Consider the following 22,752-nt stretch of genomic DNA (forward strand, 5'->3'; position numbering starts at 1 on the left):
CGTAGTCGCTCCCTTTTTTGTTTTACGAATTCATTATTACTCAATACAAAAACAACGCCGCAATTTAACGCTGTGCCGTATTAATACGATACCTTGAGAAATACACCCTAAACCGCGACGTCTTCATCATCCATCTTAAACGAACACTGAATCTCATACTGGTTAAATGAAAACACACTGCCACCATGGGTACGTTTTGTTGTCACCACTTCATCTCCAAACTGAACAGAAACTCGCGTATACACTTTATCGAAAGCCTCAATATTACAGTTTTGTAAGTGTTCTTCGAAATCCATTTCGAGTAGTTCGAGTTGAGATTGCCCAGCATCAAGTGCTTGGCTATTTTGAATTTTCATCTCTTCTATTGAACGCTGTTCTTCTTCCGTTCTTTCCGCTTTTGGTTTTTTCTTAAATTCTAATTCTTTGCGAATAACTTCCATGGTCGCCGCTTGGGCTTGTTTATAGGCATCTTTCAAAGCCACAATTTTTTGCTTATAACTGTCATACTTCGCAAACGCGTGCACTTTAGTCGCAGTATCGCCTTCGACCCCCAGCAGAACACATTTTATGCTTCCACCGACTTTAGCTTCACCACCGCTTAATGTGCCATGCTTTTTCATTGTATCCATGACAAGCAAGTCATGCCCGCAGCGGATATCATTACTCATACTATGCACACTTAACTGGATATCTTGCCCAGCTTGCAGTTCAGAAAATTGAGCATAGCTTGCGGTAATATTACCTTTAGTAAATACCTTACAACTTTTCGGCTGACCATCACTGACAGTATGTCCGATAATACCTTTACCTACCGTGATATCACCTTGAGCCTGAACCTCCGCCGATTCAATAAAACCACCGACAGTAACGCTACCTGAAGCTTTCACCACCATGCCCGATTCTATGTCTCCAGAAACAAACACGTTGCCCTTAAACTTCACATGTCCGGTTCCCACTCCAACACTATTTAGGCAGAGTGCGTTATCCACTTCAATACTCTTTTCTTTAATAATGGGGAGACCAGAGTTGGTTGCGACAAGAACGTTCGGATCTTCAGAAGAAATGTGAGTACCTTTACCGGCTTTTAAAAGGCTGTCTTTACCCGGAAGAGGTGGGATGATTCGACCTTGAACCGTAAAACCTGCTTGCCCTTTTGTTGCTGGGATGCGCTTCATGACTTCGTCATTTTCACCGACGGTAATAGTTTGACCTAGGTCTCGCATATCGAGTTTCCCAGAATCTTTACTTCTTGGTTTGAGTACTTGCTTAGAGACATCTTTAACAAGTGGAATGAACTGTGCGTCTTTACCTTTCGTAGCTTGCTTACCTTGTGCCACCGCCTGTGTGAATTGCTCTCCAGGTTTTAGCTGATTACTCATCAATAAGACTTTCTTCAGTGCCAGTTTGTTTATCCCTTTCGTGATATGTGCTTGGGCTAAACAATGGACAATTTCATTACCACGCAAGCCACGACCTTTATAAGCCCCCGTAACAATAATGCTCGCGAGCATTTCATCTGTAGTAACTTCAACAGTGGCAGATGCATTTCGCACTTCGGCAATCACCACTCCCTCGTAAGCTTCGCCTTTGCCTTCTTTTGCTAAGTTGACGAACCTCAATACCTCATCTTCGATAAGAAAATAGTCCGTTACCTCTAGCGTTTTTAATACTTCAGGCAGACCTTTAGGGTCAAATACAGCATCAACCACAAAACCAGATTGCAGCTTGGCTACAACCTTTTGTTTATCTTCTGACAATGTAACGATGCTTTCCCACATAAGATCGCAGCTTCCAAGAAAAAGTGACTAAGGATCAGTCTATATAATAAATAAATCCGATAAAATGTTGCTATTACAATAATCAGGGTCACATCACTTACTTTAAATCCTGAAACAACATCTCAATATTGAGAATTACATAAAAATACTTAAATAATTAAAGATTATTCACAGAATTCATCAGTAGACCCTAAGCTATAGACAGCAGTAACGCCTTTTCCTTCATTGTAGTAGTTCAATGAATGGCATAAATGAGACACCAATATGATCCCTCGCCCATAAGCCTGCATGTCATCAGGTTGATTGTATCGGTTAATATCAAACCCACTTCCATTATGTTCTAACTGCATAATGAGTTGTCTTTCTTCTGGTTTGAAATCCAGCTTAAGCTGTACCCAAACACTCTCACCTAATTCTCTTAAGCGTTGCTCTCTCAATTGGTAGAATGAGTAGAAGCCATCAGGGTCATCTTTCATTTTCGAATCCAAATCCAGCAAGCCGTGCTCAATGGCATTCGCAAATAGTTCTGAAAGTACCGAACAGACTAAATCAAGATCTTGCCCACCAGATATGATCCCTGTCAGATATTGCCTCACTTCTGCCATAACCGTCACCTGAGTAAGCACAGACTTAGGGAAAAATAGTGAAGCACTACTCGGTACATTACTGATACCACTGGCTTGTGTTGTACTCGCTTCTGTCTGGCGGTTCTTGATTGGAAAGTTCATTTGTAGAATAGAAACATCATCGCTGTCTTTTTCCGTCGAGAACTGATGCACCTCTTCATATAAGGTTTCGATGATGGAGCCAGATTGTACTGAGCATGACTTCTGGAAGGTGGATTCCAAGCGATGTTGACCAAACTGTTCACCATCCAAATTCACAGCTTCTGTAACCCCGTCGGTATAGCTGATAATTTGATGCCCTTCTTCAAGCTTCATATTCACTAAGTTCAATTCGAACTCATGCTTATCTAACACACCTAATGGCATATGACTTGACCGCAACTGATGAAGAATATTCCCATCACGATCTAAAACATAACTATCGGGTAAGCCCCCTCCCCACCAACTCACATCAAGCCCATTACTTTTAATTTCGAAAACACTGGCCGCCAGCATCATCCCCATAGGCAAAAATCGAACAAGTGAGTCGTTCACTTCGGTGACTATTTCACCTAGAGATAACCCCTTTTCCGCCATTGAAAAAAATGCTCGAGTCGCCGGAATAGCAGAGATAGCCGCGGGTAAACCATGACCTGTAGCATCCGCAATCATGACATAGAGACCGCCGTGAGGACGATTAGCGACAAGAATGAGATCGCCATTAAAGACCGTCGAAGGTGTCGATATGTATTTGAGCCCTGAGATATTGGAAAGCAATGAACTCATTTCATCCATCAGATTGGTAAAGATCGATTCCGCTATCGTATGGTCATAATTGACTTGTTCGTGAAAATGATGAAGTTCATCTCGCTGCTCGCGAAGTTCACTATGCATACGTGCAATTCTAAAATGCGCTTGAACCTTTGCGAGTAAAACAGAGCGGTCGATGGGCTTAGGAATAAAGTCATCGCCAAGGTTTAAGCACCTTTTATAAGAATCTTTATCGTCTAATACACTCAGAAACAAAATAGGGATATGATGATTTGGGAAGGCTTTTCGAATATCTTTGGCGGTTTCAAATCCATCTTTAACGGGCATCATCACGTCTAAAATGATGATATCAGGCAATATCGACATCTCTTTCATGGATTCAACGACGCTTTCTCCATCTTCGAAAGCATAAAATTGCTCAGCAATATCATTCAACATAAACCGACATAATTCTCGGTTTGTTTCATGATCATCCACAACAACTATTCGCATGCTCGATCTCCTTAGAACGGTATTATTCGATCATAAATTTCTTATCAAACCTCGATATCAATAAGATCTTTTTCACTTGAGGCATGGTATTCGTAATCGTAATTTTTTGATTAGGAGAAAGGTATTTTTGCATATTAAGAAGCATGCCTAGCCCTGCACTATCAATGTAATCGACTCGTCGAAAATCAATGGTGTAGTTGAAGTCTTTTTTTTCGTAATAACATTGGCGAAACTCTTGTACTAAATTAAAGCCAAAAGCGCCTTCAATCGCAATTTCAATATTGTTACTGCCATTTACCGTGCTGGTTAGCGACATATTTGCCCCCACTTGTTTTCGACAAAAGTTGCTTTTAATTCACAACCTTCTCTAAAAAATTGTCTCGATATATCTTCTAAAAAATTTATCTTTTAAAACCATTTACCACCTAAATCCAATTTATCTTTTAAAACTATTTACCTTACCGCCTAAAACCGTTTACCGTCTAAAACAGCTCCACTTCACCTTCATCAATACTGCTTTGATTCGCAGCAGGAGCACCTCTGTTTAGAGAAGCATCCAATAGCTCCTCAAGCCTTAATGAGAACTCTTCTTCCGAGATTTCTTTTCGATTGAAAACATTCACGAGCTGAACCACTTCATCGAACAAGTACAACGTTTTATTCGCGTATTCCCCTTGCTGAGAAACAATATCGGCAAACTGCAATGCACGAATACCATTCCCGACTTGTTGCGATAACTCTTGCCCAAGCTCTCTAATTTTAAGAACTTCTTTCTCTACCGCGACATTCACTTTTTGAACCCCGGTGAGCATGTCATCCACTTGCTCTTTTGATTCGATCGCTATCGTCATATCAATTGATGCCATGTCCCCTACAGTGGCGTTCGCCTGTTTTACAGTTTCTTGGGCTATGTTTATTTCGCTCTCAATTTGATCATTCAGCGTCTTCGCTTTGACGGATAATTCACGAACCTCTTGTGCAACAACCGCAAATCCTCGCCCAGCGTCACCGGCTCTCGCGGCTTCAATCGCTGCATTCAACGCCAGCAAATTAGTTTGTTCTGAAAGCCCTCTGACTCTTTCTAGTAGTTTGAATACCGTATCTAATTTGTCTGACATGTCATGAATACTATGAACGGCAGAGATACTTTTCTCGGAAATGTCGACCAGCGTTTTTACAAATTGGTCGATGATTTCTTCAGTACGGGGGAGGACTCTCGATAAGCTGTATTCACTTTCTTGATTGGCAAGCATGTCATTCACTAACCCTTCAGATACTTGGCTTTGTTCTTCGCTGACTTTCTGTAATCCAAAGAAACTATCATTCAGAGTTTCAGCCGACTCTTCGATAATCTGAGTTTGTCGATTAAGAGATTGGTGAATATTAGGTAAGTTATCGGAATAAAAACGATTCACTGAACTCATCAAACTTGCGCTCACCTGATCGGTTTTTTCAGATGAAAGGTCTGGCTCACTGTCTTTGTGATGTGAATTTGAAGGGAAAGTGAACCAAGGTAGAGCTGCTGCAACTATCATTAGCCCTATCTGAATACTCGATGTGGCGTACAACACCGCGATTGCTAACAATATGACTTGAGTCGTTATTACGACTGCATATTTCATTTTTGACTGTAACGTCATTTCATTATTCATAAGCCGTCCCTGACATTTTTGTCTTTCTTCATTCTAATTATTGGAGTTATCTCGCATGTTCATTCGTTAGACACACATTTCCGAATCTCCTTTGGGATCTTTGATAACGCTCTAACATGCTGCACAGCCCCAACTTCGACTGCGACTCTTGGCATCCCCCATACCACTGAAGACTGTTCATCTTGAGCGATAGTGATAGCGCCATTTTGCATCATTCTTAACAAGCCATTCGCACCATCACTTCCCATTCCAGTTAAGATGATGCCAAGTGCTTTATCACTGACAACTTCAGCGACAGAATCAAACATGACGTCTACTGAAGGTTTGTGTCTGTTCACAGGGGGGCGATCATCAACCTGACCAAATAGCTTCCCTCCTTTACGTATAATCACGAGGTGCTTATCACCAGGGGCAACATACGCTCTTCCATGAATAAGTGGCACAGTGCCGTCACTCAACTCTTGGACATTCACTTTACTTACGCTGTCTAAACGGGCAGCAAAGGGTTTGGTAAACAAAGCGCTGATATGCTGAGTAATCACTATAGGTGGGAGACCACTTGGCAATGCTGATAAAACATGACGCACCGCTTCAGTTCCTCCAGTTGAAGCCCCTATTGCAATCAACTCAAGATTTGACTGACCGGGAGCCATGGGCGACAAATCCACATAACTCGAAACACTTTCTATTGGCTTGCCAGTTACATTCGCCATTGCGGCCATTTTAAGCTTTTTATTGATCAATGATTTATAGCTCAGCATGTCTCCGGTGTTGTCCATTGCTGGCTTAGGAAAATAGTCGACAGCACCTAATTCCAATGCTTGCAGCGTGGTTTCCGCTCCGTGCTGAGTCAAAGTGGAGATCATCACGACAGGCATAGGTCTTAAGCGCATTAGATTTTTTAGAAACTGCACACCATTCATTTTTGGCATTTCAATATCTAGCGTGATCACATCTGGATTGTGCTTTTTGATCAAAGCTCTTGCTTCGTAAGGATCTTCCGCGGTGGCGATCACTTCTAAAGCAGGATCCGAGGAGATCAACTCTGATAGCAATGCTCGGAACACGGGGGAATCATCCACAACGATCACTTTAATTTTTCTACACATTAAAATAACTCCACATCGTCGCTGGGTTTACGACTATTACATTCAACTTGTTGAGCGTAATGGTCTTCTTCGTGTTTTAAATGACTCACTTTTGCAAATGGAATCCGTTTTAGCCAAGCCTTTCCAGATAACGGATCAAAAATAATCTTACGAGGCTCCAGTCCTCCAAGGTCATAGGCATCTAGCTCAAAACCTTCTTGTTTGGCGTAACGTAAAACAAAGTCGACATTTTTCTCCCCAATCGCCGATTTGATGCCGTGCATTTGTGCCCCTCCAAAGAGCTTCATATGCATTCGACTTCGAGTTGCACCAAGAGAGATCAGTTGATTTACTAGCATTTCCATTGCATAGCTCCCATATCGAGAAGCCGTCGATACCACATCATCATGTGACCAGTGATGATGTTCACTGCTGTGCGCCATCGGCAATAAGAAATGATTCATTCCTCCAACTTGAGCAAAAGGGTCCCAAATACAAGCCGCAACACAAGAACCTAACCCCGTACTGATGACTTCCTTTTCGGTTGTACAATACATACCTCCAGGAAGCACTTTGACAACATGCTGCTGCCTCAATTCATGGTAAAAACGGCTGTAATAAGCACCTTGCTCTTTGGCTAACACTCGATATATTTCCTCATTACCCACTCCATATGTGCCATTTAGATGGCCTATGACCAATTCGCGTCTTAACGCCTATGTGTAAGCTCTCTGTTTGTCACACTACTCTGCTTGTCACGCTACTTTATTTTTCACACAATTCGGTTTGGCACACTACAATTTCAAATAAATGGTATTACCTAAATGCTCAAACAGTTGGCAATCTGCCCCTACACTTTCAGAGTGACCAATAAACAACGAACCTCCTTCATTAAGCTGCTGGCAAAAACGTTCGATCAGTAATTTTTGTGTGGGTTTATCAAAGTAAATCATCACATTACGGCAAGAAATAAGGTCAAATTTTTTCGTCATTGGCCAGTTTTCTAGAAGGTTCAGTTGCTTAAAAGCCACTTGTTGCTGAAGTTTTTTAGCGCATTTTATTTTCCCAAGAAACTCTCCTTTGCCTTTAACAAAGTTTCCTTTGAGATATGGCTTAGGAATGCTGTCTATCGCTTCTTCGTCATAGACTCCAGCTTTAGCATGAGCCAGAACATTGGTATCAAGATCGGTTGCCAATAGTGCGACCTTAGAAAAGTGTTCGAATGCACTCGCGTGATTCAAAGCTGCCATATAGCTATATGGCTCTTCACCGGTAGAACAACCGGCAGACCAGATTCGAACCTCCTGCTTTCGTTGTTCAATCCACTTCGGAACCAATGTTTTTTCAAGGAAATCAAAATGATGCTTCTCGCGGAAAAATGACGTTTTATTCGTAGTCAGTGCATTTACAAATGCCATTTGTTCAGAATCAGAACGTTCAATTATTTTCCGATAATCCGCGAAACGTGCCACACCTTTTTCACGCATTTTCCTACTGACACGCCCATACACCATCGCATACTTCTGGTCGGTTAAATGAATGCCCGCATTCTTATGAATAAACCACTGCACAAATTTGAAATCTTTTTCTGTTAGCTCAAACTCTTTCTTACTATCAGTCATTGCATGCGTGCTTGGGTTCATCGAACTCATTTTGTCTGCCTGGCTAGCAGGCTTAGTTAGAACTCTTCCCATTCATCTCCATCCTCACGGAACGACACTCCAGAATTAACAACCTTGGCGTTTTTTATTTCGCTCACATTGCCTCTTTTTGGGACAGATGAAAGGTTACCTTGTGCGCCGTACTGAGCGACATTACTGTCGGTACTAAAGAAGTTCATGAGATTAAGCAGTTCTTTGCCTTCAGATCTTAGTGACTGGCTGGCAGCCGATGTTTCTTCTACTAATGATGCATTTTGCTGAGTCATTTCATCCATGGTGGTAATGGCTCGGTTTATTTCATCAATACCAGTCGACTGCTCTAAGCTTGATTCAGCAATTTGCTGGATAAGTTGTGAGACGCTAGCTACCGCGTCAACAATTTCATTTAAAGTTTCCCCAGATTCATCAACTAAACGAGAGCCTTCATCTACCTTCTCTACGCTGTCTTTAATTAAGCCTTTAATTTCTTTCGCTGCTGCTGCACTTCGTTGTGCAAGGTTTCTTACCTCTCCTGCCACTACAGCAAAACCGCGCCCTTGTTCGCCTGCTCGCGCTGCTTCAACCGCCGCATTGAGAGCTAACAAGTTTGTTTGGAAAGCAATCTCGTCAATGACACCGATAATGTCGGCAATCTTCTTACTCGCACTGTTAATTTCTGACATAGCCGATACAGCTTGCCCCACAACCTCTCCGCCTTTACCTGCTTTTTTAGCCGCATCATCAGACAGCTCATTAGCACCTTTGGCATTTTCCGCATTTTGCTTAACCGTTGCGGTCATCTGCTCCATGCTGGCAGCCGTTTCTTCTAAATTAGAAGCTTGTGCTTCCACCCTTTGGCTTAAATCATTATTCCCTTCGGCAATTTCTGTAGAAGCCGTCGCGACTCTCGCAGATGATGTGGTGATCTTATCAACCATATTTCGAATGTTTAGAATAGACGTATTAACCGCCTCCGCTAGACGCCCAAACTCACCTTGATTACTGTCTGGCATCGTCGTTTTTAAGTCACCATCAGCCACTTTACTCATGACATCAATACACTGCCCTAAAGGTTCGACTAAGGTGTCTAACAAACCATTGACGCCGTCGCCTAACTCTTTCATGAAACCACTGTAATCCGAGGTGTCAATACGCTCATCCAGCTGACCAGAAATAGCCTTTTGAATCAAACTCTCTACTTGGCGCTGGCCATCTTGTAGCTCTGTTATATCGACCCACTGCAATGCTGGCCCCATAAAATTTCCGTTCCCATCACGCATGGCGATACACGTTAAATTAAATTCTAATGTGCCGACTTTAATATCCGAGGAAAATGGCAAGCGATCAGGATTGGCAATAATGCTTCGTTGGTGGGCCGGATTTTTATGGAAGATGTCGATGTTCTTACCCACAAGGTTACTCGCATCGAACCCTGAGAGTTCTTTGCGTAACTCACTTTCTCGACCTTTCAGTAAGGTAGAAAGGGATGGGTTTACGTACTGAATAATTCCATCTTCATTTGCCATCATTAGGTTTGTTGTCATACCTTCAACGGCAGAAGCTAAGCGACCAATTTCAGCTTCTTTTGCACGCTCTTCGGTGACATCACGCCACTCAAGAGTGTTCCCAATATAGTCACCTTTAGTATCAAAAATAGAAGCGACATTCAGTTCTATTTTTAAATGCCCAATGGTTATATCTGTACTGTAAGGTAGGTTACTTGGGTTGCTGAGCAACTGGCGTTGATGCGCGGGGTTGCGGTGAAACTCATCAATACATCGCCCCATCAGCCATTCTTCTGTAGCTAAAAAGCCAGACCAAACACTTCTCAATGTTGCTTCGTGTTTTTTAAATAAGTTAACCGTTTCATTGTTGATGTAAGTGATCAGTAAATCTCGATCAATCATCACCATAGCGGTTTGAGCTTGATCAACTGCCGCTTGCAAACGAGCCACATTGTTTTCCTGTGCTCGCAATGCCGTAACGTCTTGCCACTCCAAAGTATTGCCAACGTAATTCCCTGAAGAGTCAATAATTGCCCCAACATTTAATTCAAGCAGCACATCTTGAACGGTAATCGTTGTGCTGTAAGGGAGGTTGCCTGGATTAGAGAGTAGCTGTCTTTGATGTTGCGGGTTGGCATGAAAGCCATCAATACAAAATCCAACCATGAAGTCTTTATCTGCTCGAAAGTTTGGCCACACTGATTGAAACGTCGCTTCATGCGCTTTCAACAGAGTAATTGATTGCTGGTTGATATAAGTAACTTTGAAATCTCTATCTACCATCATAAGAGCAGTTTTGGCCGCGCCTAAAGCTGAAAGTAATTGTTCTTTGGATAAGCCATCCTCTTCCACAGAGGTTTCTTCCATTAATGCATCTGATGCCGCTTCATCAAACTGAGCAACAGGTTCCTTTTTTCTATTCCAAAATGACATATTTACCTCACATTAGCGCTTCTTCTACTGTCGTTGAATTGAGCTCGTTTACATCAAATAGAGCTTCAAGATTTATTATAATAAGATGCCCATTGGCTTCTGATGCAATGCCTTTGATGTAACTTTCATCAACCGTGACAGACATATATGGAGCAGGTTTAATGGCGGTAGGTTCGAATGTGTACACTTCAGCCACCGCATCAACAATGATGCCCAAAGGATGTTTTTGCTCATCATTCAACACAATAACCACCGTTGTGTTGTTGATTACAGAAGGCGTTAAATTGAATCGCATTCGTAGATCAACAATCGGTATATACTCCCCTCTTATTTCAAGCACTCCTTTTAAATAACTGGGTGAGTTAGGCACACTCCGAACGTCACTCCACCCACGCACTTCACGTACATCCAAAATAGGCACGGCGTACTCTTCATGTTCCAAAATAAAACTTAAATACTCTTCTGCAGCCATGGTTTCCTTACCCTCGCGGAAGTGTCTGGTTACTGTGTTTTAAGATGAGGTCGATATTAAGCAGTTCTGTGGTATCGAGCAGAGACATCACTTGGTCATCAACATTCAATAAACCTTGAATAAATGGATTGATTGGGGACTGTCCTACCGCGGGATAAAGTTCGTTATCACCTTGGCTCACCACATCAGAAACAGCATCCACAACTAGCCCCATCAACTTTTCACTTTCGTCATATTGGGAACGTAAAACTAAAACAACAGTGGTCGGCAGATAGTCACAAGTTCCTATTCCAAAACGAGATCGCAAATCAACAATAGGAACAATCATTCCTCTCAGGTTTATCACTCCTTTCACAAAGCTTGGAGAACGTGGAATTGGAGTAGGTCTTTCCCACACTCTAATTTCTTCAACATCTTGAATGACGACGCCATACAATTCGTTAGCCAAACAAAAACTGAGAAAATCGGCATTTTCACTGATTTCAGCATTCATCACGTGTGTCGACATATCAGATGAATCAACCACGACTTGTTGCTCCATACTTGCTCCTTGCTTTGCTTTGCTTTGCTTATGGCTTATGGCTTATGGCTTATGAAAAAGCACACACTAAGCCGCAATTCCACCTTTATTCACTTTATTATCTGAAGCTTTATCTAAGAACGAGGTAATCAAACCTTGGATATCGAGAATGAGAGAGACCGAACCATCGCCTAAAATGGTGGCACCAGAGATGCCAGGCACCTTGTTGTAATTAGACTCTAAACTTTTAATGACCACTTGCTGCTGATCGAGCAGCTCATCAAGAAGTAAACCAACTCGGTTGCCTGCCGCTTCAACAAAGCAGAGAATTCGATTATGAAGATCGCCACTCTCCCCCATACCGAACTCTTCTTGTAATCGTAAGATCGGAATGTTTTCATCTCGTAGTCGGTATAGCTCCACACCACCTGACGCATGCTTTACGCATTGAGTATCAATTTGGATAGATTCAATAATGGTAAGAAGTGGGATGACATAAACTTCACCGCCAACTTTGACAAGTTGACCATCAAGAATGGCGAGCGTGAGAGGTAAGCTAATAGTGAATTTACTGCCCTTACCTAATTCAGATTCAACTTCAATGTGCCCACCGAGCTCTTCAATATTTCTTTTCACAACATCCATACCCACACCGCGCCCAGAAATATCGGACACTTCGTCAGCCGTTGAAAAGCCAGGGGCAAAGATTAAGTTTAATACTTGCTTATCTGTCATCTCCTCTCGGCGAGCGTCACTGACGACGACACCTTTTTCTACCGCTTTATTCCATAACCTATCGCAATCGATCCCTGCGCCATCGTCTTCCACTTCTACAATGATCGCTCCACCTTGGTGAAAAGCAGTGAGTTTAATAACACCCATTTCTGCCTTACCGTTTTCTTGACGGAGCTTGGGGATCTCGATTCCATGATCAATACCATTTCGAACAAGGTGTACAAGCGGGTCGACAATCCTTTCGAGTACGGTTTTATCCAGCTCTGTATTTTCACCAATGATTTGAAGGTCGACTTGTTTTTCTAAACGACCAGACAAGTCTCTTACTAAGCGAGGAAAACGACTAAACGCAAAACTCATAGGCAACATACGAATGTTAAGTACATTCTCTTGCAAGTCTTTACTGTTTTGTAAGAGTTGGTCTAATCCTGCTTTTAGCTTCTCAAGCTTATCAACCGTAAAATCATTACCGATTTCAGTCAGCATTGATTGAGTAATAACAAGCTCACCAACCAGATTTATCAACCCATCCACTTTATCGATATCAACGCGAATAGAGCTCACACCAGAATCTGATTTACTCGGCTTAGTCTGAATCGGTTTCGGCTGAGGATCTTTAGCATTGGTAGAACAAGGCTTTGCTTCTGTCGCGGTTTGAGTAGTCTCACTAGACGACACATTGGATTCTTTAGACCGCGTTGGGGTATCGATAGTTGATGACGCAGTATCTACAGGCATTATTTCTGTTTCTGCACCTGTAATGGGGGAGGCAGCTTCTGTTGAAGTTAGGGATGTTTCACTTGAGTCGGTATGAAACGAATTTAACTGCTGGGTTTCTTTATCATCATTAGCAGAAGTGTGTCTTACAATAGTCAGGTCACATTCATCTTCTACCCATTCGAATACTTCGACAATATCCTCTTCTTGTATCTCACCATTTAATTCAAACCTCCAACTCAAGTAACACAGCTCCGCTTCGAGTTCTGCTAAATCTGGTAGGTCGAGTTGGGTATTGGTTATCACGATTTCTGAATCGAGGTCTTTTAGTTCTCTTATAATTCTCAGCGGGTCGTTACCACTGAAGAACAAATCTGAATGTGGGACAAAGAGGACTCTCCAGCTTGCTTTCACTTCATCATTATTGTCACTTACTGAGTTATCGAGTGCTCTCGCTGTCTCACCATCTAAATGACTATCTTCAGAAACTGATGATTCTTTTTCAGAACGAAGCAAACAACTGAGTTCATTGCTGACTGATTCTTTAAAATTTAAATCAACATCGACTTTGTCTTCATGCCCTTCCAACATGGCTTTAATGCAATCACAACTTCTAAGCAGAACATCGACCGTTTGCTTTGTTAATTGCAATTCATCGTTTCTGACTTTATCTAAATAAGCTTCTACCGAATGAGTGAATTCGCTTATATCAAATAGATTGAAAGTTGCCGCTCCCCCCTTAATAGAATGAGCAGCTCTAAAGATAGTGTTAATGGTTTCAATATCGACGGTCTCAGGTTCAAGATCTAAAAGAATTTCTTCGAGCACTTCTAAGTTCTCGCAACATTCTTCGTAGAACATTTTACGTAGCTGGTCCATATCTAAAGCCATAACTGTCCCTACCCTGAGTGAGCACGATTATCTTTGTTACTACTGAATTGGTTTTTCTAAAACTAAAAACTAAAAGCTAGAGCACTCGCTTCAGTGTTTTCAGTAATGTCTCTGGGTTAAACGGTTTCACTAACCAACCGGTGGCGCCAGCAGATTTTCCTTCCTGCTTTTTTTCCACACTGGTTTCCGTCGTTAACATGAGAATTGGAATGAATTTATATTGGGGAATACCTCGAATAGCTCGAACAAGATCAAAGCCACCCATAATAGGCATGTTTACATCGGAGATAACAACATCATACTTTGTAGTTTTCGATTTTCGTAAAGCATCACTTCCGTCATTCGCTGTCTCAACATCATAGCCTGCATCTTTCAATGTATGGCTGACCATCTGGCGAATTGATACTGAATCGTCTACTGCTAAAATTTTCTTCATTTGAAACCCTCAACATCCATTTACGAGTAAAACTGAGCTTTGAGATCGAGCAAAGCAATTGAGTCATTCAATATTTCAGATTCATTCTCTATTCGAATATCTACCCCTACGTGTTTAGCGGATACAAACAGAGAAGCTAAAGCTTGTAAACCTGCAGTATCGACACGTGTCACTTTCGAGGCATCAATGGATATTGATTCATTGTGAGTAAGCCATTGTAGATATTTTTCTTTCGAATTGAGAACTGTTGAAATCTCTAAGGACTCTTCCAGTACATATTCCATATGTATCCCTTTCGAAACTGGAGTTCATAAAACCTAGTGAACATTAAAATCGGGTGCTTTTCTGCAAGTTTTAGAACGCCTTCAAACCTAAGTTCTAGCCAGCAAACTTAAGTATTAACCTTTGAAACTTGTCTCTTATTATTCAGTGTAGGTTGGAATATTCATTTATCAAATCAAACACGAGTAATTATCTTTAAGCATTTACTTAAGGAATGTATGGAAATTAATTTCAAACAGAAACACTGAGTTAAAAAAATGAAATTATCATTAGCAATTCGTCAATTATTTTTAACCCTAGTTCAATAGTGCGAGGACCAATAGATTTGAACTGAACAAAGTTGAGTTGATGAAATAGAAGTAGAAGTAGAAGTAGAAGTAGAAGTAGAAGTAGAAGTTTACAGTGTAAATTGATTTGGTGGTTCAATTTACACTGTAAAGTCGGATGAATTAGTTGGTTGAAGTAGTAAGAGCCAGTTCTATTTACACTGTAAATTACAGAGTATATTTTTCACATCCAAACGAATTTGAGATTCAGCCTGTTTCCGTCCAACAAATCCATAGTCAGAAACACACTCGGACCAAGTTTTTTGCTGGATAGCTTTAGCGATTAATAGCAGGGAAAATTCACCCTTCCCATTCGAATTCAGGTATAAGGCGACTTTCACTAGCAAATATCCAACACTATCAAAACTGTTTCCACCATGAACATAGTGCTCAAGTAAGCGAACTTCTGAAGCAGAAAGGCTAAGGCCTAAAGACTTGGGTAATAGTGCTTTTACCATTAGAGGTTCAAGTGAAGCTAAAGAACTAGAAGCTAAATAAAGGAAGTTTTGTTCAAAGCCATGAACAGCATCACCAATCCAGTGTTGAGAATTACTTTGTATTGGCTTAAGCATAAGTAAAGAATGACAACCACTCGCTTGGTCTCTTTGATGCCCTAAATGAACTGGAGAATATCCATTGTTTTTCCAGAAGCTAACCAATTCACTCGTTGCGCCATAGCTTGTTGCAAAGTAATCAACATCGGATAATGAGCTTGAAAGGTTATCTAACATTAAACTGCCTAACCCCTGATTTTGATAACGAGGATGAGTGGCAATCCTCATAATTCGAATACAGCGAGAACTTGCTGATTCTGCAAAACCTAAATGATTGGCTAAAACAGCAGGCGCTAAATGACCTTTAGGACGACGCTTACCAAGCTGAATATCTTGAATGACCTCAGATGATAACCCGCCCTCTTCCACTGTTAAGATACACCCTAGACAAGTGTTTTCATGAAATAAGGCATAAAGCTCAACAGACGCGTTAGACAATATCTGCATTAAGTCATTGGGTGATGTTTGATAATGGGCACTTACCAGCAAAGCGAAACATTGTTTTAATTTTTCAGGATGAGTAACAAAGTCTTCCTTGGGCAGCTTTTCCCATAAAAGAGTTTCACTTCCTAATAGGTTATCACTGTTGTTTTCTCGAATAGAAAATGGATCAAGTGAACGACCTACTGCCTGATCTTCCAATCGAGTATGATTAGCTCTTCCTGCGACTGGCTTATCTTGGGTAAAATCTACATTCAAAAGAAAACAATCAAACAGCCAATTTTCAAGTGGGTCATTAACACTCCAACGAATTGGCTGTTCAATAGTGCAAGCTTTCCAATTTGGTCTCACCTTAGAAAGCCAAGATTCGAACTTTATTCCAAATCCTCTCCCACTGCCTTCATAGCCATGCAACGTTGTTGAAAAGACTAAACGGTGATAACTCTCAACCATTTTTTTTAGCATCGGAATAGGAATAGCAGCCGCTTCATCAACCAACAATAAGTCACAATCAGGTTTAGATTGAAGCAACTCATCTGGGGCAATAAAAGTGACTCGCGACTGACCAAATTTAAGCGTCCCCTTCCCTTCTCTCTCAGCGCCTTTTAATAAATTCAGAGCGTGATAAAAAATAGGTTCTACAGCTTTAATTGAGGAAGCGGTAACCACAACGTTAAATGGTGAGCGCATCAAAAGAAGTTGTGCCGTAGCAATACCAAGCGCGCTACTTTTACCACGCCCGCGATCAGCGGTTAGCACGAGTGGTCGTTTACGATGACCAGACACCACTTTCAAAATGAGTTCTATGGCGTGATTTTGTTGGCTAAATTTATCGGCTATTTTTGCTGTTATGCTTTTTTTAGGTAAATCAGAAGGCGGATGTTTTTCATCAAGCTGCAATAATTTATCGAAGTGCTGAGTTAACCAAGATTGATCAATAGAAGGTTTTTTCTGTTTTTCCGGAGGTAATATTATCGCAAGTCCTCCGCCAATAATGGATCCAAGCGCAGCACTAAAACTGTTAGCATCAAACTCAAACCTGAAATCACATATCAATAACTGACACTCTCGCCCTAATAGCTGCTGCCCTTTATTAATAGAAACATGATTCACTCCTTCCCGACTTACACCTCCAATTTGAAAAACATTCAATTCAGGATATTGAGCTAAGTAAGTTTGAATCACGTTATCTTGCCAAATATCGCAGCCACGTAAAACAACACCATAGCGGTGGTCATTGTGCTGCGCGATAGAAGAAAGATCAGTAAGGAAATTAAGCGGCTGAGTAGTCATAAATTGCATCCAGATTTATCTGTCATGCAGTTTACCACAGGTATAAAAAAAGCCGCATGCGCGGCTTTTTGAAATAAAAGTAAAAGTTAAGCGAGTTTAGATTCAACAAAAGCTAAGATATCTTGCATCGTCGCATCATCCACTTTCTTAAGATTAAGAGCCAAATTAGAACCTTTACGGCTGTAGCTTGCACGACCTTTTATCAAATCAACTTTCGGTGACGATTTTTTCACAGGTGCAGGAACCAATTCTAAAATCCAAGCTTCGAGCGTTTCAGTCACATCTTTTGTCAAACGAGCCACGCCTTGAGCATCGCTTCTTTGCCAAACAAACCCTTCTGAACCCGTACACTTATCAAGTAAAACGATTTGCTGTTCGTCAGTTAAACCGACAAATTGTTTATGCAGTTTAACAATCGTTGGGCGACCCAAATCGCTGACATTAGGATAAGCTTGCAGTAATTCCAGTGGTAAAGCCGCCGCTTTTAGCGCCCCACTCACTAATGCTTCACTGCACTGAAAGATTTTAGCGAGTGCTTTTTGATCTTCAGCTTCGCCTTTATCGAGTTTCGCTTGCATCTCTTTGCCTTTCTCGTATAACGAAAGTGGCTTATGAGCATTAGCGACATCAGAAAGGAACTTAGCGTGCTCTGAATTAATATCTTCAGCAACATAGATTAAGAACTCTTTACCAGCAAGAATACAAGACATACGACGACGACTACCGTCAAGTACCTCAATCTTGCCATCTTTATTCTTACGACCGACAGCTGGATACTGCTGACCTCTTTCTTTTAAAGTCGTAAGAACATCTGATAATGCATGTTCATTTAGAAATGATTGTTCACGGGCATTTTCTTCAAATACTACCGTTTTGTTTGCAACCTGATCCGCAGGAATACGCACCAACTCAAACGAAACTAGGTCTTCACCCGCGACAGAAAGCTCGATAATTTGAGCCTGTTCTTTCGCCGCCGTTTGAGCCTCTTGAGGAGTCACAACACGACGCTTATTCGCTTTTCCAAATAGCTTTGCGTTTAAGTCTGAAGTTTTAATTGCCATGTGTTACTTACCCCTGATTTAGTGAAGACCAATTACTATGAAGTACGCGTTCCAGTTCTAAAGCACTTTTTTGAACAGCATCTTGAGCGGTAGCAAGTGTCTTTTTGCCCCCTTCAAAGTCGCTTGTTGTTAAGTCAAAAACAGTACTGTAAGTATCGGCACACGTTTCAAATGCGCGGCTTCTTGGTATGGTTGCCATCATCACTTGGTCACCCAATAAATAGTTCATCTCAGTCAGAACTGAAACTTGTTTTTTATTGTCGTCTTCAAACATGGTTGGCATGAGTCGAACAAACTCTAGACCTTTCCAGTCATCTGGGAACATTTCATACACAGTCGGTAAATGTTGGAAAAAGTTAACCGTAGAAGCCCAATCCAAACGCTTAGCAGCACATGGAATAAGTAACGCATTAGATGCGTACATTGCATTCCAAACCAGTGGATCAACGTGTGGACCGGTATCAATCATGATGACGTCAAAATCATCAGCAATCTTATCAATTAATTTCTCTTTCAATAAACGAACAATATCTAAAGACTGGTTTTGAGAAAGATGCTGCCACGCTTCTGCGTTAAACATCGCATCTTCAGGGAATGCAGAAATTGTCTTTAAGTTAGGATATTGAGTCGGTAATAAAACGTTCTTACGTAAGAATTCAATATCAACGTCTTCACCTTCTGGCACGTTATCCAACATAATATCGACAGCTGAATAAATGTTTTCGTGTTCAGATACACTAATTTGAGGGTTCAAGAACAAACGAAGTGACCCTTGTGGATCCAAGTCAATCAAACAAATGCGGTAACGCTTTTCCAAATTGAGCGATAGACAAGCCGCAAGATGAACCGCAGTCATGGATTTACCTGTACCACCCTTCTGGTTTTGTACGTTAATAATCCACGGTTTATGATCAACATTTTTTTTGCGTTCATGGAATTTCGGCAAACCAGCCGCATCCATAAGCATGTGTGCTTCTTCAAGAGAAATAGAATAATGGTTAGCATTATTCTTAGTAAATTGATGACCTTCAGCTTCAAGTTTATTAATCGCATCATCTAACTTACGACGAGTTAAACCCGAACGTGTTTCCATTAAAGCTTTAGACATAGGAGGAAAGTGCTCATCACTTCTCTCTTCTAAAACAATCTCAATGCGATCAGCCTGAACCTGTTGTGTCTGTTCGGCTAGTTGATAGAGATTTTCAATCGTTTGTTCTCTTTTCATTGCCAATATCCGTAATGATTAACCTGCACACATTGTACAGCAATAAACACCAAAACCAACAAAAACATGAACATACATTCAGGAGCAATATCACATAAAATAAACGAACAAATCGATAGTTTGTGTAAATCGATAGAAATAATGAACAAATATATTAATAAAACGAGAGTAAACACCAGACAAAGTTAACAATAATAAAAATGTTACAGCATCACCTATTTACAATGTAAATGATGATAAAAAATATAATCTTCGGAACGATTGAAATTTATGCATAAACTACGGCAAATGTGATTTGGATTGTACTTTTAATTATTGAAGATAACGAGGTGTCTACTTAGACGAAAATTGTCCTCTGAATTCATTTACTCATATCGTTGTATATAAATACACCACTAACTGTGGAAGAATGATCAAGAGATAACAATGATAGAAATGAATAATTTACAGACAGGTCAGGAAACATGATCAAGGTTTAAATGCGTTTATATTGATCTTAAGATTCGTCATATCAAGAAGATCCACTTTCGGAAAAATGATCAAGATAAACAAATAGCGGAAGCATGATATTTTTAGTCTAGATTACGGATAAACGTAGATGTACTGGGCATTTGAGTCCTATTTATAAGGCTAGCCCCAAAATCCAATGAACAAACATAATAGAAAAACATATTTAGCTCATTTCCTGATCATGCTTTCAGGTTTATCCAAATACAGACCAATAACGGGAACTTCAATACATTAAAGAGTGAGGGTAACGCAACTACTTATAAAACACTTTAAGTGACTAAAATTCATCCAAATTCACTTTGCCGTGATCATTCTTCCATAGAGAATTCCCATAATGCCGCGAGCGAAGACACCCAAAAACCTCCCCAATACTTCTGGGCTGTGGATAACGTGTTCACATAAGATGATCATTCTTTCGGGTGCTACTTGATCATCTTTGTACCGCTCTAATGATCATGTTTCTAGATATCTGTGATCATACTTTCAATATTAAATGATCATAGTTTCGGGCTTTATATGATCATGCTTTCAAAGCCTTAAAAATTAAACCCTTTATTAACAGGTAGATACAACCCAAATCGCAACCAGATCATTAGATCACTTAATCAATATAGATCATATTAATCAAAAAGATCAGTTATTTAAAAGCCAATAAATTCTCTTTATTTATGATCAAAATTTCTTTATCCTTCAGGAACTATAGTGATATTACGGCTAGTGTGATACGGATCAACAATGAAACCTGAAGATAAATTATTAATAAAAGCCCGCAGCCATAAAGATGGTCATTTGTTTGAAGTCTCTGAAGCAGCTGTGGAGTGGATTGATCAGTATCAGCATTTCAAAGGTGTCACTAAAAGCATCGTAGAATTACTCAATTTAATTTCACTACGTGGTTTCAGTAGCAAAGATGGCTACGTTTCTACTACAGAGATAATTGAATCAACCGATGGACAAGTCACGCGAGCTGCGCTCCAGCAACGGTTAAGAGCGGCGGTAAACATTGGCTTATTTAAACAACACCCTGTTAGATTTGAAGAGGGTTTAGCCGGTAAAACCATGCTTCATCGTTTTGTTAACCCTAGCCAGCTTATATCTGTATTGGGGGCTACAAGCTTAGTCACTGAATCGGTAAAACAATCAGAAAAACAAAAACGCTCGAAAGCATTAGCTCAAACACAAGTAAACAAACGTTTACTAACTGAACATGGGTTAAACACACCACCTTCAATGAAAGATGAAGCAGACCAATTTATTGTTTCTCCAACAAATTGGGCTGGAATCATCGATCAAGCACTTGCTCCACCAAGAACTCGTAAAAATTACCAAAAATCGATGGTTTCGATCTCTGGAACTCGAGCGGTGATCGAGACTCGATCTTCAAAAAATATTATGACTGTTGATGATCTCATGACGTTATTTGCGCTGTTTACGCTGACGGTTCAATATCACGATCACCACCAAGACGATTATCACCTAGACGCTAAGCACACTCCGAATAAAACGCCGTTGTATATCACTGATATTTTGTCTCTAAGAGGTAAAAAAGACAGTGGACCTGCGCGTGATTCAATTCGCGATAGTATTGATCGTATTGAGTTTACCGATTTTCAATTGCATGAACTAACGGGGCGCTGGTTAAGTGAGAACATGCCAGAAGGCTTTAAGAGCGATCGTTTTAGATTTCTAGCCCGTACTATCACTGCATCAGAAGAAGCACCTACAGAGGGCGCTGACGGCGAAATACGCATTAAACCAAACCTATACATCCTGGTTTGGGAACCATCTTTCTATGAAGAGTTACTGACAAGAGATTATTTCTTCCTATTTCCTCCTGAAATTCTTAAGCAACATACACTTGTTTTCCAAATGTATTCTTATTTCAGAAGCCGTATGGCACGTCGTCATTCTGATAGCATGCTTTTAAGTGAACTTAACCAAAAACTTGCTCGTAATATCGATTGGCGCCGTTTTTCTATGGATCTTATTCGAGAGTTAAGAAAGTTAGGGGAAGTGGAAAATACCGCTGAGCATTTCCAGGTTAACCTTTGGGGTTACCACTTAACGATCAATACCCTGAGCGATAAAGGAAAAGCGACAGATTACCAAGTGGACATTAAGTGTAATGTTGAAGAAGTATTGCGTTATTCTCGTGCTCGTACCACGAATGCGGGTAAACGAAACATGGCTCCGACGCTACCAAACCCACTCCGAAACGAGATGGTTTCTAAACAAAAATTAGAAGAGCTTTCTGAAATTATTGATGGTGAATTTGAACCTATTCAACGTAAAGCGCCTTCGCCAAGAGGAAAGCTAGGACGTCGTGTTAAATTACGTAAGCACTCTGTTGAAATCAATGCTGATGAAATAATGATTACTCTATCTAAATATACGTCATCAGAAGCTCTAGAACGCAGTATAACGGCATTGTCTGCAATGACAGGGCACTCACACGCTTCAATCAAAGATGAATGCTCAGAGCTGGTTGAGAAGCTTGATTGGCTGAGAGTCGATGGTGAAGTGTTGAGTTATGAAACCTTGAGTAAGGTGATTGAGCTATACAATGACCGAAGTACCAATAAGCACTTATCTATAGAGCGTTTAATTTCAGGTTTAGCGGTTCGACGTAAAGTATGTAAGCAAGTCTATGAAGGACATCTCGATGAAAACGTCTTTTTGGCTTTAGATGAAGTGGCGATTGGTCATTAACTGCTGAATCCAAGATTTGATGATAATTGAACATAACGCTGACAATGAACTGACATTACAAACTCAGTGGCTGGTTATTATTTATCCCGAATAGACAACCTTTTTGTCCTTTCTGA

General features: G+C 40.7%; 17 protein-coding genes. 1 reads left to right on the forward strand and 16 read right to left on the reverse strand.

Annotation, left to right across the window (positions count from 1 at the left end; genetic code table 11):
- Positions 1–107: 107 nt before the first annotated feature.
- The 16 genes from F0226_RS03870 to F0226_RS03945 form a co-directional block, all read right to left on the reverse strand.
- A complete protein-coding gene (locus F0226_RS03870) occupies positions 108–1,778 on the reverse strand; it encodes a FapA family protein (protein WP_171734409.1) in 1,671 nt (556 codons plus the stop codon).
- 164 nt (positions 1,779–1,942) lie between these two features.
- Complete coding sequence (locus F0226_RS03875; protein ID WP_171734410.1) at positions 1,943–3,646, reverse strand: fused response regulator/phosphatase; 1,704 nt, start codon at positions 3,644–3,646, stop codon at positions 1,943–1,945.
- Between the two features lie 22 nt (positions 3,647–3,668).
- Positions 3,669–3,962: an STAS domain-containing protein gene (locus F0226_RS03880; RefSeq protein WP_171734411.1), complete on the reverse strand. Its 294-nt coding sequence runs from the start codon at positions 3,960–3,962 to the stop codon at positions 3,669–3,671.
- Positions 3,963–4,128: 166 nt separating this feature from the next.
- Complete coding sequence (locus tag F0226_RS03885; RefSeq protein ID WP_171734412.1) at positions 4,129–5,298, reverse strand: methyl-accepting chemotaxis protein; 1,170 nt, start codon at positions 5,296–5,298, stop codon at positions 4,129–4,131.
- Between the two features lie 59 nt (positions 5,299–5,357).
- A complete protein-coding gene (locus tag F0226_RS03890) occupies positions 5,358–6,407 on the reverse strand; it encodes a chemotaxis response regulator protein-glutamate methylesterase (RefSeq protein ID WP_171734413.1) in 1,050 nt (349 codons plus the stop codon).
- Entirely contained in the window at positions 6,407–7,030 is a 624-nt protein-coding gene (locus tag F0226_RS03895) for a chemotaxis protein CheD (protein ID WP_345776502.1), read from the reverse strand. Before F0226_RS03895 ends, F0226_RS03890 begins: the two co-directional genes overlap by 1 nt.
- A 150-nt stretch (positions 7,031–7,180) precedes the next feature.
- On the reverse strand, positions 7,181–8,029 hold the full coding sequence (locus F0226_RS03900; RefSeq protein WP_253820761.1) for a protein-glutamate O-methyltransferase CheR: 849 nt from the start codon (positions 8,027–8,029) through the stop codon (positions 7,181–7,183).
- Between the two features lie 35 nt (positions 8,030–8,064).
- The gene (gene aer2, locus F0226_RS03905; protein WP_171734415.1) at positions 8,065–10,464 is read right to left on the reverse strand and encodes an aerotaxis transducer Aer2; all 2,400 of its coding nucleotides are present in this window, start codon (positions 10,462–10,464) and stop codon (positions 8,065–8,067) included.
- A gap of 7 nt (positions 10,465–10,471) precedes the next feature.
- The gene (locus F0226_RS03910; protein WP_171734416.1) at positions 10,472–10,936 is read right to left on the reverse strand and encodes a chemotaxis protein CheW; all 465 of its coding nucleotides are present in this window, start codon (positions 10,934–10,936) and stop codon (positions 10,472–10,474) included.
- 7 nt (positions 10,937–10,943) lie between these two features.
- Positions 10,944–11,444 (reverse strand): chemotaxis protein CheW, encoded by a 501-nt coding sequence (locus F0226_RS03915; protein WP_253820762.1) that lies wholly within the window; start codon positions 11,442–11,444, stop codon positions 10,944–10,946.
- Positions 11,445–11,543: 99 nt separating this feature from the next.
- Positions 11,544–13,799 carry a chemotaxis protein CheA gene (locus F0226_RS03920; RefSeq protein ID WP_171734418.1) on the reverse strand — a complete coding sequence of 752 codons (2,256 nt, stop codon included), beginning with the start codon at positions 13,797–13,799 and terminating at the stop codon, positions 11,544–11,546.
- Positions 13,800–13,875: 76 nt separating this feature from the next.
- The gene (locus F0226_RS03925) at positions 13,876–14,235 is read right to left on the reverse strand and encodes a response regulator (RefSeq protein WP_137371807.1); all 360 of its coding nucleotides are present in this window, start codon (positions 14,233–14,235) and stop codon (positions 13,876–13,878) included.
- A gap of 20 nt (positions 14,236–14,255) precedes the next feature.
- Positions 14,256–14,519: an STAS domain-containing protein gene (locus F0226_RS03930; RefSeq protein ID WP_171734419.1), complete on the reverse strand. Its 264-nt coding sequence runs from the start codon at positions 14,517–14,519 to the stop codon at positions 14,256–14,258.
- 476 nt (positions 14,520–14,995) lie between these two features.
- On the reverse strand, positions 14,996–17,131 hold the full coding sequence (locus F0226_RS03935; protein ID WP_171734420.1) for a GNAT family N-acetyltransferase: 2,136 nt from the start codon (positions 17,129–17,131) through the stop codon (positions 14,996–14,998).
- A gap of 86 nt (positions 17,132–17,217) precedes the next feature.
- Positions 17,218–18,192, reverse strand: coding sequence for a ParB/RepB/Spo0J family partition protein (locus tag F0226_RS03940; RefSeq protein WP_171734421.1), 975 nt, complete (start codon positions 18,190–18,192; stop codon positions 17,218–17,220).
- Between the two features lie 7 nt (positions 18,193–18,199).
- A complete protein-coding gene (locus tag F0226_RS03945) occupies positions 18,200–19,417 on the reverse strand; it encodes a ParA family protein (RefSeq protein ID WP_171734422.1) in 1,218 nt (405 codons plus the stop codon).
- A gap of 1,245 nt (positions 19,418–20,662) precedes the next feature.
- On the opposite strand from F0226_RS03945, the gene F0226_RS03950 reads away from it, so the two are divergent.
- Positions 20,663–22,636: a replication initiator protein RctB domain-containing protein gene (locus F0226_RS03950; protein WP_171734423.1), complete on the forward strand. Its 1,974-nt coding sequence runs from the start codon at positions 20,663–20,665 to the stop codon at positions 22,634–22,636.
- Positions 22,637–22,752 lie beyond the last annotated feature (116 nt).

The sequence above is a fragment of the Vibrio sp. 99-70-13A1 genome (assembly GCF_013114625.1).
Classification (GTDB): Bacteria; Pseudomonadota; Gammaproteobacteria; order Enterobacterales; family Vibrionaceae; genus Vibrio.